Origin of the sequence: Roseibium suaedae (assembly GCF_900142725.1) — a bacterium.
GTDB lineage: Bacteria > Pseudomonadota > Alphaproteobacteria > Rhizobiales > Stappiaceae > Roseibium > Roseibium suaedae.
The window spans coordinates 925305-939178 of the sequence record NZ_FRBW01000001.1; the positions used below are offsets into that span (position 1 = coordinate 925305).

Below are 13874 nucleotides of genomic sequence, written 5' to 3' on the forward strand. Positions count from 1 at the left end.
CCGGAAAACTGGCGGGCTATCAGCCGCGCCAGCCAAGGAAGTGTTTTTCGAGACGGCCGATGAGGTAGCTCACGATCAGACCCATGACCGACAGAATGGTCACGCCTGCGAAGAGCTTCTCCAGGTCATAAAGCGAGCCGGCTTCCAGGATGTAGGAGCCGATGCCGTATTGGGCGCCGAGCATTTCGGCGGCAACCAGCAGAATGATCGCGATGGAGATCGAAACCCGCAGACCGGAGAGGATCGCCGGGAACGCGCCGGGAAGCACGATCTTGCGGACGATTGACCACCAGCTGAGGCCGAAGCTCTGGCCCATGCGGATCAGGGTGCGGTCCACGTTGTCGACGGCGCCATAGGTGGCAACGACGGTCGGCGTGAAGGTGCCAAATGCGATCAGCATGTATTTGGACATTTCGTCGATGCCGAACCAGATAACGAAGAGTGGCAAGAGCGCGATCTTCGGGATCGGGAAAAGAGCTGCGACCAGAGGGACAAGACCGGCGCGGGCATAGCTGAAGAGGCCGATCACGACACCGAGGGAAATGCCTGCGGAAATGCCGAGGAATGCGCCGACGAGCAGACGTTCGAGCGAGGGGAAGAGATGCTTCCACAGAAGCCCTGTTTCCCAGAGCTGGACAAAGGTTTCTAGCACCGCGGAAGGCCGGGGCAGGGTCAGGCTGGAGATGAAGCCCGTTCGCGTGCCGATTTCGGCGATGGCAATCAGCGCTGCAAACAGAACCAGGCTGACGCCGCGCACCGGCACGGGAGCAAAGCCGCCGCCCCGGAAGGCGACCGGCTTTGCGGGTTCAGTCTGGGGGAGGCTGGTGAGGGAGCTTGCAAGATCAGACATTCACCAGTTCCTCGTCTGCGGCCTTGGCCTCTTCTCTCATCAATTCCCAGAGCTGGGCCTGCTTTTCATCCAGCAGCGGGTCGCCCAGATGACGGTCTGTGAGCGGAATGTCGATGTCGACGATCTCGCGGATCTGGCCGGGGCGGCGCGACAGGACCACCACACGGTGCCCGAGCCGAACGGCCTCGTTGAGATTGTGAGTGACATAGACGGAGGTGAACGGTTGGCGGGTCCACAGGGAGACCAGATCGTCCATCAGAAGTTCGCGGGTCTGGCTGTCGAGCGCCGACAGGGGCTCGTCCATCAGCATCACCGCAGGTTTCACGGCCAGTGCCCGGCTGATGGCAACACGCTGGCGCATGCCGCCGGACAGCTGCTTCGGCAAGGCGTTGCGGAAGTCCGAGAGCTTCGTGCGCTCAAGGACATCCGTCACGATGTCATTCATGTCGCGCTGGCTGATGCCGTGGTCCTCAAGGACAAGCTTGATGTTGCCCTCGACGGTGCGCCACGGCAGCAGCGCGAAATGCTGGAAGACATAGGTCAAGGGATTGAGCGAATCCGCCGGCGGTTCGCCGATCTGAAGAACCTCACCCTTGGACGGGCGTTCAAGGCCGCCGAGAAACCGCAGCAAGGTGGACTTTCCGCAGCCGGACGGTCCGATCAGGCAGACGATCTGTCCCTTCGGGATCTCCAGGGAGATGTCCTTCAGGACTTCGACGGAGCCATAGTAATGGCTGATATTGTTGAGCTTCAGATCCATTTGACCTCCTGGCGGAGGCTCATGAGCCTCCGCATGCTGATCACCGGGTGATCAGATCGTCTTGACGTAGGACGTGTCGAACAGCTGGTCGTTGGAGATGGAATCCTTGACCATGCCTTCGGACTTGAACCACTCGAGCTGTTCAACGCAGCTGTCGAGCGACAGGGCCAGGTCCTGGTTGATGCGCATGGCGCCATCGATCAGGTTCTGCTTGGCAACGTCTGCCGCGCTGCCGGTTTCAACGTATTTGTGAACGATGGCAGCGAGAGCGTCGATCTCGGCGCTGTCGGCGGTCTTGTCCACGAAGGCAGCGTTGTAGTCGGCGATGGCCTTGGAATAGGCTGCAACGAAGGATTCAGTCAGAGCGCGCTCTTCCTTGGCATTCTTCGTCGAGGTGAAGGCCGTGGTCACCTGGTAGTTCGGTGCATAGTCGGAAACGAGACCGATCTGCTTGGCAGCGCCTTCACGGATCAGCTTCTTGGCAACGCTCGGCTGGATGGCCCAGGCGTCGATCTGGCCGGTGGACAGTGCACCGACGATGGCGCCGAGCTTCTGCAGCGGACGCAGCTCGATGTCCGACAGCTTGACGTTGTTGGCTTCAGCAATCTTGTGCGCCATGAAGTGGAAGGAAGAACCGGCGGTGGTGATGCCGAAGGTCTTGCCGGCCAGCTTGGACGGATCGGTCAGGCCAGCGTCATAAGCCTTGTTGGAGGCCAGGACGACTGCGCCCGGCAGGCCCTTTTCTTCGCGCAGGGCGCCGCCGATGACCTTGACCGCATCCTTCTGCGCCAGGCTGATCAGGCCGCCGCTCATGGCGGTCACGCCGAAGTCGGCATCGCCGGAGGCAATGGCGACAGCCATCGGCTGGGCAGCTTCGAAGAACTTCAGGTCGATCTCAAGACCGGCTTCCTTGAAGTAACCGCGTTCGAAGGCGATGAAGCTCGGAGCATGGCTGGCGAGATGCAGAACCGCAAGGTTGCGCGTTGCGGCGAACGCAGGCAGACCGAATGCGGCGGAAGCGCCCAATGCGCCCATGCCATACAGCGCCTGACGGCGGTTGATCTTGAATTCCATAATTTCCTCCTCCGGTGTGCAGCGCCCTTGAGGCGTCGCTGGGGCTTTATTAGCCATCACGGATTATCCATGACAACAAACAATGATTATGCCTCTCATGTCTTCAGAGCATGACAGGTGTTCGGGCGGTATACTGCGCAAGGTCAGCGCAGTGAAGGCAGGTTGGTCAGGTTTTGGCCAAGAATTTCAATGAATTTCTGCAGACTGGCGGAATGAGGGCGCCGCCGGTTCCACAGCACGTGGATATCAAATTGAGGCGCATCTTCAATCTGTCTGACCACAAGATTGCTGCCCAAAGGACCCAGAACCGTCATCTGATCCACCAGAACGATGCCCATTTCCTCGTTTGCCAGGGCCAGTGCCGTGTCCGAGAAGCGGGCAAAGGCCTTGATATTCACCTCCACCTTGAAGCGGTCGAGGAAGCTGTCGACCACGCGCTGATGGGCGCCGCCCTGGGCAAAGGCGATGAAATCCGCACCTGCAAGATCCGCTGCCCGGATCACATCTGCCCCTGACAGGGGATGCGATTTCGGAATAACCGCAACGAGATCCCCATGTCCCACCCGCTGGGAAGCGATGGAGGGATGATCCAGGGACGCAATGGTCACAATGGCCTCGCCGCGGCCCGTGGTCAGATATTCGGCCACCTGATCGACCGGCAGGACGTCGAAGAAGAGTTCGATCCCCGGAACGGTCTGGGACAGGGCCTTGAGGGCCTGCGGCACCAGGGCCCGCGCCACGCTGGCGGTGGAGCCGATCCGGAAGACAGCCGTCTCGCCGCGGGCGATCCGCTCGATCTGCATTCCGACACTTGCGACCTGCTTGAGCACCGGATCGATGGCGGCATAGATCTCCAGCGCCTCGGAGGTCGGAACCAGGCCCGTGCGGTAGCGCGTGAACAGGGAGATCGACAGCTGGTCTTCAATACGCCGGATGGTTCGGCTCAAAGCGGGCTGGGACACGTTCAGCATGCGCGATGCGCCGGTAATGGACCTGGTTTCCATGACCGTGTGAAAGACCTCGATCTGACGCAGGCTGAGTAGCGGCTGCGCCGGAGTGCGGGGGATATCATCCAAATCGTCAATTCCCATGGCGGGCTTTCGGGAAACCTTGCGTGAACTGGGAACTGGCATTGTCCGGATCAAACGCGGCCTCCCAACCGTCGGATCCTGGACCTTCCTCCTGCCTATACGTCCGGAAGATTGCCGCAGGGTTCCACACATAGGACAAGGAAGACCCGGGAACAATGGCGCAAGGCGGAATGTGGCCCGGGAGAAGTCGTCCGGGCTTCAGACGCTGGCGGCAATGCTGCGCAGCTCGCTCAAGAGCGCATCGGCTGCAACGGGGCGCGGCCGCAGCCGGTAGAAGTGAAGATAGGCGGTGATCTCGACACTGTTTTCCAGCGGCAGGGCGACAAGCCCGCGGGACCGGCAATCCATCGCTGAAAACGCATCGAGAATGGTGACGCCAATGCCTTCGACCGCGAAGGAGAGGGCAGCCTCCGCGAAGTGGACGAAGACCGAGGTCTCGCGTGTCACGTTCCAGCGCCGGAAGGTCTCGTCGATATGAATGCCGTGGGTGGTTGCCGGCGCAAAGGAAATGAGAGGTTCACCGGCGATGTCTCTGGGAGAGACGGAGGAACGTGCGGCAAGCCGGTGGCCCTCGGGAACCACGCAGACGAGGTGAGAGCGGGCAATTTCGACGGTCTCGATCAGCGGGTCTTCGACCGTGGCAATTGTCGCCACACACGACCCCTGGCCGAAGAGCAGATAGTCACGCACATCGCGCTGGGAGAGCGAGTCGCAGTAATAGGTCGCAGCCGCTTCCTTGAGCTGAAGCTGGCGCACGGCCTTGGGCACCAGCCGTGTGCCGATGCTGGGGGTCGCGCCAAAACGGAACGTGGTGCCCTTGCCCTTGGCGATGGCATAGACCGCTTCGGACAGCATTTCCGATTGCTGATGAACCCGCTCGACCTCCGTCAGAATGAGCCGGGCTTCTTCCGTCGGGATCATGCGGCCGGAGATGCGGGCAAACAGCGAGATGCCGAGCTGATCCTCAAGCCGCTTGATCGCCACCGACAGATTGGGCTGTGACACGCCCAGATGCTTGGCCGCCGCTGTCAGCGAATTCGTGGCCATGACGGTGCGGAAGATTTCCAGATGACGCTGTTTCAGTTTCGGCTTGATCACGGCGGGGTCGGTCCAGTCTATAAATTTTGATTATACATCTCGTCCGTTTGCATATTGGCGTCAATGCCTGGTGGTTTCTATCCTTGCGCTATTCAACGAAGGACATCCCCATGATCGGCGCCGAGACACGGCTGGTCGCGATGATCGGTTTTCCCATCGCGCAGGTGAAATCCCCCGCAAACTTCAACCGGCATTTCGACACCCAGAACGATGACCGGGCGATGATTGCCATGGAGCTGACGCCAGAGGCGGTGAAGGATTTCATCGCAACGGCAAGGGGATGGACCAATCTGGACGGGTTTGTCGTGACGATCCCTCACAAGGGTGCTGTCGCCGAGCTTGTGGACGAGATGAGCCCGCGGGCGCGGTTTCTGGGCGCCGTCAATGCAGTCCGCCGTGATCCCGATGGGCGCCTGACTGGCGACATGACCGATGGCACCGGCTTTGTCGAAGCCTTGAAGCAGCGCCATTTCTCAGTGGCGGGCAAGTCCGCGCTGGTGGTGGGCGCTGGCGGTGCAGGCAGTGCCATCTCGCTCGCACTGGCCGATGAAGGCCTGTCACACCTCGTGCTTCGTGATCTGGACGGCAACCGGGCCGGGGCTTTGGCGGCGAAACTGCGCCTGGCCTATGGCTCTTGCACCGTCGAGACCGGCATACCGGCCGAGGGGGCCTTTGACCTTGTCGTCAATTGTTCCCCCATGGGCATGAGCCCCGGTGATGCGCTTCCGGTCTCAGAAAACCTTCTCGATCAGATGCCCGCCGGTTCTTTGGCCGCAGATGTGGTCACCTCTCCCGAAATCACGCCTTTCCTTGAAGCTGCCCGGAAGCGCGGGCTGGCCATCCAGACCGGCGCGGAAATGGCGGCTGCCCAGATGATCCAGCTCGGCCAGGCCATGGGCATTTTCAGCGCGGAGAACTCCAATGCGTAATCTCCGCAAGGAAAAAGCCGATGTGGTGGTGGTTGGCGGCGGTGCTGCGGGCATGAGCGCAGCTGTGGCCGCCGCGCGCCTCGGTGGCCGCGTGATCCTTGTCGAGTGTTACGGCTTTCTCGGTGGAGCCGCCTCCAATTCCCTGGTGCTGGCTTATTGCGGTTTCTTTCAGCGGGGCACGGAGCCGGTTCTGGCGGTCGGAGGCATCGGCAAGGAGTTGCTGGATGAACTGGAAACGCTTGGCCAGCCTTCAAATCCCATCGTTTCCAAGAGCGGCAACTGGATCGTCATGCTCGATCCGGAGGCGGTCAAGTTTGCCTTTGACCGCCTGTGCGGCGCCGCCGGTGTGGAGGTCCTTCTCCATAGCCGTTTGGTCGCCGCTGAGGTCTGCGATGGACGCGTAAAAGCTGTGACGCTAGCCGATCATGCCGGTGAGGTGGTTCTGGAGGCTGAGAGCTTCGTTGATGCAAGCGGCGAGGCAACCCTGTCTCATCTGGCAGGTGTGCCGATGCGGGTGAGCAGTCTGGCCGGGGACAAGGTGCAGCCTGCTTCCCTGCCGGTCCGGATCGGCGGTGTCGCTCCTGGGGCCGCTCTCGATCACAAGCGCATGGCAGAGATCATCAAGGTCTATAACGAGACCGCTATTACCCCGGTCTCCAGACCGGATGGCGGCGTTATTTCCCGTCTGCCTGTGTCCGGGGATGTATGGTGGATGACTGTCGATCTCGAGACGGGTGGCCTTGAAGGCGCCGATCTCAGCAGGGTCGAACAGGAGGCACGCCGTCAGGCTTGGCGGAACCTGTCCCTGCTGAAGCAGTTGCCCGGGTTCGAACAAGCCTATCTTGTTTCCACTGGGCCGCAGATTGGTATCCGGGAAACACGTCGTCCCAAGTCAAGTGAAGATGTCACCGAGGCTATACTATCGGCTGGACAGAAACGCCCTGACGGTATTGGACGTGCTGCCTGGCCGATGGAAGTTCATGAGGCGCCTGGCCGGGTTCGCTTTGCCGAAATCGGCGGCGACGGCTATGCGGACATTCCTCCCGGAGCAATTCGCGCCCTTGGCATGAGCAATCTGCTCCTGGCAGGCCGCGTCGCTGGGGCTGATAGCGTTGCATACGGCTCACTTCGGGTGATGGGCACGGCCTTTGCGACCGGTCATGCAGCAGGAATCACGGCCGCGCTGCAGGCTGACGGGGGAGACATGTCCACAGATGGTGTCCGGCAGCACCTGAGGTTGCAGCGCGCGCTTTGCTGATTTAATCGTCATTTTTGACAGGGGAATTTTCGTATTTTGGGTGCATTCAATTGCGTTACTTTGTGAGTTATTTAAGTATTTGAAAGATATATTTTTGGATATATTTAGATCTCATTCGTAAAATTTCGCATTAAGCGTTTCTAAATCCGTTGCTGCCATAAAAAATAGATGCTTTCACTTTTTGCGGGCTATTGGCGGAAATGACCTATTTCAATCAAGGTGGCTGGCGCGGCATTTTTGATGCATTCAGCCGGTCGCAGGCGATCATTCAGTTCAAGCCGGACGGAACGATCATTGACGCCAATGAGAATTTTCTAAAAGCCGTCGGATACTCCCTGGAAGAGGTGCGCGGCAAGCATCACCGGATGTTTGTCGATCCCGCCTATGCGTCTTCTTCGGAATACAAAGCCTTTTGGGCGGAACTGGCCGCTGGCAAGTTCGTCTCTTCCCAGTTCAAGCGCATCGCCAAGGATGGCCATGAAGTCTGGATCCAGGCGTCCTATAATCCTGTCGTGAGCCGGTCGGGCAAGGTCCTGAAAATCGTCAAGATCGCCACTGACGTGACCGAGAACAAGCTTCGCAATGCCGAAGTTCGAGGCCAGCTTGAGGCCATCGATAGATCCCAGGCTGTGATCCAATTCGATCTCGAAGGCCGGATCCTCGAAGCCAACCAGAATTTCCTTGATGCCATGGGCTACACCAGCGCGGAAGTGGTCGGACAGCACCACAGCATGTTCGTTAAAGAGGGGCTGAAGGGCAGCGCTGAATACAGGCAGTTCTGGAAGAACCTGGCGGCGGGCAAGTTCCAGTCGGGCGAGTTCGAGCGGATCGGCAAGAACGGGCGCCGTGTCTGGATCATGGCCAGCTACAACCCGATCCTCGATATGTCCGGCAAACCTTTCAAGGTCGTCAAGTTCGCAACGGACATTACCGAAGATAAGCTGCGCAACGCGGAATATGAGGGTCAGATCCAGGCCATCAGCCGCAGCCAGGCAATGATCTCTTTCACCAAGGATGGCATCATCCTGGATGCCAATGACAATTTCCTTTCTGCGACCGGCTATACGCGAGACGAGGTTATCGGCAAGCATCACCGGATGTTCGTCGAGAAATCCTACGCGGGAAGTCCGGAATATGCGGCCTTCTGGCAGGAGCTGGGCAACGGCAAGCACACATCCGCCATCTATCAGCGCGTCAAGAAGTCCGGTCAGCCGCTTTGGCTTCAGGCAACTTACAATCCGATCTTCGGAGCCTCTGGCGAGCTGATCAAGGTGACCAAGTTTGCCACGGATATCACCGAGAACATGAATGCGCGCCAGACAGCCATTCAAGCAGCTGAGGAAACTCTGAGCACTGTCGAGCAGTCCGCAGGGGTAGCGCAGTCTGTCAGTGGATCGGCCCACGAGATCGCCAGTGGAATGGAGAGTGCCCGGACCGCTGTGGACGACATGCAGTCCCTCTCGGAAAAGGCTGGCCAGTCGACGGAGCGCCTGCGTTTTGCTGCAGGGTCCATGGACGATGTGGTGCAGCTGATTTCCAAGGTCGCGGATCAGATCAACCTTTTGTCGCTGAACGCGACGATCGAGGCTGCCCGCGCCGGTGAGGCCGGCCGCGGCTTTGCGGTTGTCGCCAATGAAGTCAAGACGCTCGCGAACCAGACCTCTCAGGCGACAACCCGCATCTTCTCCGAAATCGCGGAGATGCAGTCTGTTGCAGGTATTGTGGACGATGCGCTGAAGTCGATCAGCCTATCCATTTCCGAGGTGCATGGGCTTGTGCGCAGCACGACGGATGCGGCCGAGGCCCAGTGCCAGGCCACCGACGAGATCAATGGTCAGCTTGAGCGGGCTGCAGGCAATGTCGCCTCTGTCTGCGACAGTCTCGACAACTGGGTGATCGGCATGGAAGACCGCCGCCGTCATCCTCGCAAACGTGTCTTTGAGGACGCGGAGATCGTGCTTAGTGGCGGCCGGATAATCAAATGCGCCCTGCGCGATATTTCTGAAGCCGGGGCACGGGTCGTGGTCTCCGATAAGGAAAAACTGCCGGACAGTTTCGACCTGGACATGGGCGAAGAACTCGGCAGGCGGCGGTGCCGCATCGTGCGGCGCTACGGAGACAATCTGGGTCTCGAATTCCTCCAGCAATCCATGGCGATGGCCGGTTGATCCTTTGCAAGGGATAGCGGCAGCCCGTTGTCCCTCGCTCCTCAGGCGCTCTGCGAAAGGCGGATTTCGGGGCGGTGTTCCATCGCCCAGGTGAACATCTGGCCGAGAATTTCCGCCAGTCCCTTGCCCTTCGGCGTCAAGGCATAGCGCACGCGCTTGCGCTCATCTCCAAGCTCAGCCCGCAGCACCAGCCCATTGCCTTCCAGGCTGCGTAGTTCCTCCGTCAGCACCTTGCGGCTGATCTGGGACACGGCGGACCGCTTGGGCCGGTCGCGATCCAAAAGCACATCAAACATCTGCAGAGCCTCTGACGCAGCGCGATGCGGTCTCCGCCACCGGCGGGAGCTCAGTGTGGCTGGGAGCTGAAGCCCTTGCCGAGGATCGTGCCGGTGGGCAGACCAGTTGGCGAGCCTCCCGGCTGCTCGAAAGTGATTTCGTAGAGCTGGTCGGTTGAGGGGCTTGGAAGCCCGCTGACGCTCAAGACGGTCTTTCGCGGCTTGTCAAAGACACCGAGAGAGACAGGGGGACCTGCAGGGTCCGGTTTGGTCCAGAGTTGCATGACCCGGTCGCCCGGCACGGTGGTTTCCCCAAGCATGGTGACAAGGGTGGTGTTGTCCGCAGCGCCCTCGATCATGGCCACAGGCTGGCCGGCGTCACTGAGCAGGATCGCAACCACCTTCGGTTCGACCGTCGACATCAGGTTCCAGCCGAGTGCGACCGCCAGGAAAAGGCTGGCCGCCAGGCTGGTTGCCGTAGTCCAGAAAAGCGCGGAGGAGGATCTGCGCTGGCGGGCCTTGTCCAGATCGACAGGTTCGCTGGCGGCGGCCTGTGCTTCAGGAGCCTCCTGCTCGATGGCGTCAAGAACGCGCTGCCACATGCCCGAGGGCAGGTCTTGCTGCGGAGCGGTCTGGTCGAGCGCGGAAAACCGTTTGCGGGCAGCGTTGACGAGCTGGGCGAACGTCTGATCCTCCCGTTCCAGCCGCTCTGCACGGGCCTGATCCGCCGGATCCAGCAGGCCGATGACGAGTTCATCTGCGAATTCTGCAAGGTTCGGGAGGGGGCTGGTCATGACATGCACTCCCGAAGGGCGGCCAGTCCGCGCCGCAGCCATGCTTTCGCCGATCCGAGCGGGGCGTTGAGACGCCCGGCGATTTCTCCATGGCTGTATCCGAGAACATAGGCCATCAGTACGGCAGTCCGCTTTTCTTCCTGGAGCGCCCCAAGACAGTGGCGCAGGTCGCTTTCATGGCCAAGGCTTGTCCAGGCCTGGTCAATCGTGTCCGCATCAAGTTGTTTTTCCAGCCGGTCATCTTCCGTGGCGACCTCGCGCGCGGCGCTGCGCAGAAGCGTCAGGCAGCGGTTGCGCAAGATGGCGTAGATCCAGGAGCGGGCAGAGGCCTCGGGAGTGTCCCCGATCGTACCGTGCGCCGTGCCGAACTGGGCAGCCTTGCGCCAGATCTGGACGAATGTGTCCTGAACCGCATCTTCAGCAAGATCGCCCCGGTTGAGAATGCGGCGGGCAACGCCAAGCATCCTTGGGCCTTCCGCATCCATGATCAGGCGCAGGGCGGAAGTGTCCGAGCGCGCGCAAGCCTCGATCAGGATGGAGAGATTGCCTGCAGTCGCATCCTTGTCCATTGTCACCGATCTGTTGCCGTGGCGCCCGAAGGCTCCAGTGCCCGGGTCAGGACAATCTACAGAGCAAATCTTTCCTGAACAACCACAGCCTGCCGCAGGGAAACTTTTCGCTCCGGCGGCCTCCTGCACTTTGGCTCGGTGCACTGCTGCGTTGGTCATGGTCTGGTCCGGTAGGATGTCTGCAGCCCGGATCATTTGCCGGGCTGCAGACAGATCCAGCGTCAGTTGGCGGTCATGAAGGTGATGTCGCGCAAGGGCGCATCCAGGCCTTCCAGCGTCCAGCTTCCCGTGACCTTGCCGTTCTCCAGAGAGACTGTGTGCAGCTGCTTGCCACCGGCCAGCCAGGCCGTGTTTTCCCCGGTGGCCGTCGTGGCAATGTCGAAGGCATAGCTCTCCGGCTTGTCGATACCGAGCTTGCCGACGGCAGCCAGCGTGCCGTCATTCGGCGAGACCTGTCGGATCACGGCGTTGATGGTGGCGTCGATGTCGTACATAGCGGTCTTTTCCGGCTTGCCGAAGGAATTGATGTAAGCCGCGGCAACAATGTTCGGCGCTTCGCCCGCATGCATGTCCTTGGCTTCAAAGGCCAGGCTGCCGTCCACGGTCACCTTGCCGCTGTCCACATCGACGCGGTGATTGGTGGTGCCGGTCATGAAGCGCAGCTTGTCGGCCATCGGATTGAAATCGACGATGACCGGCTGTCCATCCTTGAGCGGCAGCATCTTGTCCATCTTGGAAATGACCTTTGCAGCCCCCGTGGCCGGATCGATCTCGACGACCTCATGCGCGGCGCTGACGCCGATCAGCTGCCCGGTCGCCGGACGCAGATCAATGCCAAGAAGGCTGTCGACGCCGTTCACGTTCATGGACTTGCCAACCTTTCCGGTCGCGCTGTCGATCATCACCAGGGTCTTGTCGCCGGTGAGGCCGACAGCGGTCGTAGCGGAGGCAAGGCCGGTGGTGAGAACAAGTGCGCAGGTGGTGGCAAGAGTGGTCTTCAAAAGGGTCATTCCAGTTACTCCCTGTCTGGATGGAGCAGAGCGGCAGGGGCCGCCCTTCCAAACGGGAGACACGCAGGACAGGCGTTTGGATGCAGCTAGCTGCAGATTTTTTTGCTTTTTTCTCGGTTGGCGGAAAAAGACATTCAGAAACAGACGATTAGATCGAAACAAAAAAATGGCCGGAGCTGCGTGAACAGCTCCGGCCGCGATTGTCTCACGAACAGGCAGATGAGGATCGGGCTTGCTCAGCCGCCTTGCCAGACTTTGATGGCGTCCACCGGATAGACCAGCATGATCACGTTGAGGGTCAGGTTGTCGCGGATCACATAGAGCGCCAGAAGCTCGAAGGCGATGGCAGTCAGAACCGTCACCCAGACAGGCATCCTTGCGGCAAACCAGAAGCCCGCCAGCATCCAGAGAATATCGAAGACCGAGTTCAGGACGCTGTCGCCGGTATAACCTGCGGCAATCGTCGCTTCCCGGTACCGGTCGATGATCCAGGGGCTGTTTTCCACCAGCTCCCAGGCAGCCTCGATGAAGATGGCGCCGAGTGCCCATTCACCGGTGCTGCGGCGGGGGAGCAGATAGCGGAACAGGGCGAAGAACAGGAAGCCGTGAATGATGTGGGACAGGGTATACCAGTCGGCGATGTGCTGGGAACTGCCGGACACATCATCGGCAGGCGTCCACAATTTCACATAGCCGCATTCACAGATCGGGATCCGTCCCATCGCAAGAAGGATCCCCGCTGTGGCCAGGATCATGGCAATGCCCGTGATCCATATTTTGGATTTCGTCAAACGTCCGGTTCCTTCGGGCTGATGAATTACGAACAGGGCAGGCTTGTATGGCCCCTGCAATCTTCTCTGGCAATTTCTTGCACAAAGCCTGCATAAAAAATATATTGTGGCATAGGAAGTTAATTGAGGCAGATGGGAGCCGACAGGTAACCACTATGACTAAAAAGTCTTTGCATGTTGTTCCGAGCTCTGGGCGCTGGAGCATAATCAGCTCTGGAGCATCCCGTGCGAGTAGAACTTTTGATACTCAGGGCGAAGCAGTCCAGGTTGCTAGATCAAAGGCAAAGAAATCCGGTACTGAAATGTACATTCACGGTAAGGATGGCAAGATTCGTGAGCGGAATTCTTATGGGAAAGACCCATTCCCTCCGAAAGGCTAAAATTTGCCAGACATCGATTTCGATAAATCAGTTTTTATAAATTGCCCATTTGATAAGGCTTACGCACCTCTTCTGGAAGCTGCGCTCTTCTGCGTCACATATCTGGGATTTAAACCTAGGTTGGCAAATGAGAGCCTGGAAGCAGGTCAAAATCGTCTCGATAAAATCGTTGAACTAATTAAGTCATGCAGATTCTCTATTCATGACCTTTCAATCTGTCGTTCTGAGCGTATTGGCGATTATTCAAGAATGAATATGCCTTTTGAATTGGGCATTGATGTTGGATTCCGTCGAGGAAACGATCCCGCATTTCGAGATAAGAAGTATCTTATTTTTGAAAGAGATGCCTATGATTTGAAACGCGCGCTTTCTGATATCTCGGGTCAAGATGTTGTCTCGCATAAGGACGATTTTTCAGAAGTAATCCGACATATTCGTGACTTTCTAAAAGTTGAGGCACAAATAGAGGCTCCGGGTTCAGCAAAGCTTGAGTCTGAGTATGTGACCTTTCAAGGATGGATGATGGAAAAGAAAATCCATGAAGGTCACTCTGAGCAGCAAGTGAAAACCCTTCCAACTCGTGAAATTCTTGATGAAATGGAGGTTTGGGTTGCCTCTGGAAAGCCAGTGCAATTTAATCCGTGATTCAATCTAGATCGCGACGGCGAATTATTGTGAGTGAGTTCATAGCACTAGCAATTGATGCTCTTACCCTCTAGAAACCTGCGCCAACGAAACATCAATCGGCACCGCTGTTCAGAGTGTGATGCGCGCCGGGCTTTGCCCGTTTGAGCGCCGTTCTGAAAGGGTGCCGCGACTGCAAGGAC

15 protein-coding genes are annotated in these 13874 nt (G+C 58.9%); 5 read left to right on the plus strand and 10 right to left on the minus strand.

The features are described 5' to 3' along the window. Positions 1 to 19 precede the first annotated feature (19 nt). From BUA94_RS04180 to BUA94_RS04200, 5 genes are all read right to left on the minus strand, one after another. Positions 20 to 850: an ABC transporter permease gene (locus BUA94_RS04180; protein WP_073009167.1), complete on the minus strand. Its 831-nt coding sequence runs from the start codon at positions 848 to 850 to the stop codon at positions 20 to 22. Then, positions 843 to 1610 (minus strand): ABC transporter ATP-binding protein, encoded by a 768-nt coding sequence (locus BUA94_RS04185; protein ID WP_073009169.1) that lies wholly within the window; start codon positions 1608 to 1610, stop codon positions 843 to 845. Before BUA94_RS04185 ends, BUA94_RS04180 begins: the two co-directional genes overlap by 8 nt. Before the next feature lie 51 nt (positions 1611 to 1661). Next, positions 1662 to 2684, minus strand: coding sequence for an ABC transporter substrate-binding protein (locus BUA94_RS04190; protein ID WP_073009171.1), 1023 nt, complete (start codon positions 2682 to 2684; stop codon positions 1662 to 1664). A gap of 143 nt (positions 2685 to 2827) precedes the next feature. Continuing rightward, positions 2828 to 3760 (minus strand): LysR family transcriptional regulator, encoded by a 933-nt coding sequence (locus BUA94_RS04195; protein WP_208979961.1) that lies wholly within the window; start codon positions 3758 to 3760, stop codon positions 2828 to 2830. A gap of 213 nt (positions 3761 to 3973) precedes the next feature. Further along, entirely contained in the window at positions 3974 to 4873 is a 900-nt protein-coding gene (locus tag BUA94_RS04200; protein WP_073009176.1) for a LysR family transcriptional regulator, read from the minus strand. A gap of 110 nt (positions 4874 to 4983) precedes the next feature. On the opposite strand from BUA94_RS04200, the gene BUA94_RS04205 reads away from it, so the two are divergent. The 3 genes from BUA94_RS04205 (at position 4984) to BUA94_RS04215 (ending at position 9228) form a co-directional block, all read left to right on the plus strand. After that, the gene (locus BUA94_RS04205) at positions 4984 to 5802 is read left to right on the plus strand and encodes a shikimate dehydrogenase family protein (protein ID WP_073009178.1); all 819 of its coding nucleotides are present in this window, start codon (positions 4984 to 4986) and stop codon (positions 5800 to 5802) included. Next, positions 5795 to 7060 (plus strand): FAD-dependent oxidoreductase, encoded by a 1266-nt coding sequence (locus tag BUA94_RS04210; protein ID WP_073009181.1) that lies wholly within the window; start codon positions 5795 to 5797, stop codon positions 7058 to 7060. The genes BUA94_RS04205 and BUA94_RS04210 overlap by 8 nt, the downstream gene beginning before the upstream one ends. Before the next feature lie 200 nt (positions 7061 to 7260). Continuing rightward, positions 7261 to 9228: a methyl-accepting chemotaxis protein gene (locus BUA94_RS04215; RefSeq protein ID WP_073009185.1), complete on the plus strand. Its 1968-nt coding sequence runs from the start codon at positions 7261 to 7263 to the stop codon at positions 9226 to 9228. 41 nt (positions 9229 to 9269) lie between these two features. Here the strand turns inward: BUA94_RS04215 and BUA94_RS04220 are convergent, their stop codons facing one another. The 5 genes from BUA94_RS04220 to BUA94_RS04240 form a co-directional block, all read right to left on the minus strand. Next, entirely contained in the window at positions 9270 to 9524 is a 255-nt protein-coding gene (locus tag BUA94_RS04220) for a winged helix-turn-helix transcriptional regulator (RefSeq protein ID WP_073009187.1), read from the minus strand. A gap of 50 nt (positions 9525 to 9574) precedes the next feature. Further along, complete coding sequence (locus BUA94_RS04225; protein ID WP_073009190.1) at positions 9575 to 10297, minus strand: anti-sigma factor; 723 nt, start codon at positions 10295 to 10297, stop codon at positions 9575 to 9577. Next, complete coding sequence (locus tag BUA94_RS04230; protein WP_073009193.1) at positions 10294 to 10866, minus strand: sigma-70 family RNA polymerase sigma factor; 573 nt, start codon at positions 10864 to 10866, stop codon at positions 10294 to 10296. Before BUA94_RS04230 ends, BUA94_RS04225 begins: the two co-directional genes overlap by 4 nt. Before the next feature lie 221 nt (positions 10867 to 11087). Continuing rightward, positions 11088 to 11876 (minus strand): DUF4394 domain-containing protein, encoded by a 789-nt coding sequence (locus tag BUA94_RS04235; protein WP_073009196.1) that lies wholly within the window; start codon positions 11874 to 11876, stop codon positions 11088 to 11090. A gap of 236 nt (positions 11877 to 12112) precedes the next feature. Continuing rightward, positions 12113 to 12667, minus strand: coding sequence for a DUF2585 domain-containing protein (locus BUA94_RS04240; RefSeq protein WP_073009199.1), 555 nt, complete (start codon positions 12665 to 12667; stop codon positions 12113 to 12115). Positions 12668 to 12822: 155 nt separating this feature from the next. Between BUA94_RS04240 and BUA94_RS04245 the strand changes: the two genes are divergently transcribed. Then, positions 12823 to 13047, plus strand: coding sequence for a DUF2188 domain-containing protein (locus BUA94_RS04245; RefSeq protein ID WP_073010873.1), 225 nt, complete (start codon positions 12823 to 12825; stop codon positions 13045 to 13047). Between the two features lie 3 nt (positions 13048 to 13050). Continuing rightward, positions 13051 to 13692 carry a hypothetical protein gene (locus BUA94_RS23245; RefSeq protein WP_139251004.1) on the plus strand — a complete coding sequence of 214 codons (642 nt, stop codon included), beginning with the start codon at positions 13051 to 13053 and terminating at the stop codon, positions 13690 to 13692. The last annotated feature ends 182 nt before the right edge of the window (positions 13693 to 13874 follow it).

What these genes read in the sequence shown, in the direction of transcription:
- BUA94_RS04180 (WP_073009167.1), bottom strand. Translation starts at nt 850, where the DNA reads ATGTCTGATCTTGCAAGCTCCCTCACCAGCCTCCCCCAGACTGAACCC.
- BUA94_RS04185 (WP_073009169.1), bottom strand. Translation starts at nt 1,610, where the DNA reads ATGGATCTGAAGCTCAACAATATCAGCCATTACTATGGCTCCGTCGAA.
- BUA94_RS04190 (WP_073009171.1), bottom strand. Translation starts at nt 2,684, where the DNA reads ATGGAATTCAAGATCAACCGCCGTCAGGCGCTGTATGGCATGGGCGCA.
- BUA94_RS04205 (WP_073009178.1), top strand. Translation starts at nt 4,984, where the DNA reads ATGATCGGCGCCGAGACACGGCTGGTCGCGATGATCGGTTTTCCCATC.
- BUA94_RS04210 (WP_073009181.1), top strand. Translation starts at nt 5,795, where the DNA reads ATGCGTAATCTCCGCAAGGAAAAAGCCGATGTGGTGGTGGTTGGCGGC.
- BUA94_RS04215 (WP_073009185.1), top strand. Translation starts at nt 7,261, where the DNA reads ATGACCTATTTCAATCAAGGTGGCTGGCGCGGCATTTTTGATGCATTC.
- BUA94_RS04220 (WP_073009187.1), bottom strand. Translation starts at nt 9,524, where the DNA reads ATGTTTGATGTGCTTTTGGATCGCGACCGGCCCAAGCGGTCCGCCGTG.
- BUA94_RS04225 (WP_073009190.1), bottom strand. Translation starts at nt 10,297, where the DNA reads ATGACCAGCCCCCTCCCGAACCTTGCAGAATTCGCAGATGAACTCGTC.
- BUA94_RS04230 (WP_073009193.1), bottom strand. Translation starts at nt 10,866, where the DNA reads ATGGACAAGGATGCGACTGCAGGCAATCTCTCCATCCTGATCGAGGCT.
- BUA94_RS04235 (WP_073009196.1), bottom strand. Translation starts at nt 11,876, where the DNA reads ATGACCCTTTTGAAGACCACTCTTGCCACCACCTGCGCACTTGTTCTC.
- BUA94_RS04245 (WP_073010873.1), top strand. Translation starts at nt 12,823, where the DNA reads ATGACTAAAAAGTCTTTGCATGTTGTTCCGAGCTCTGGGCGCTGGAGC.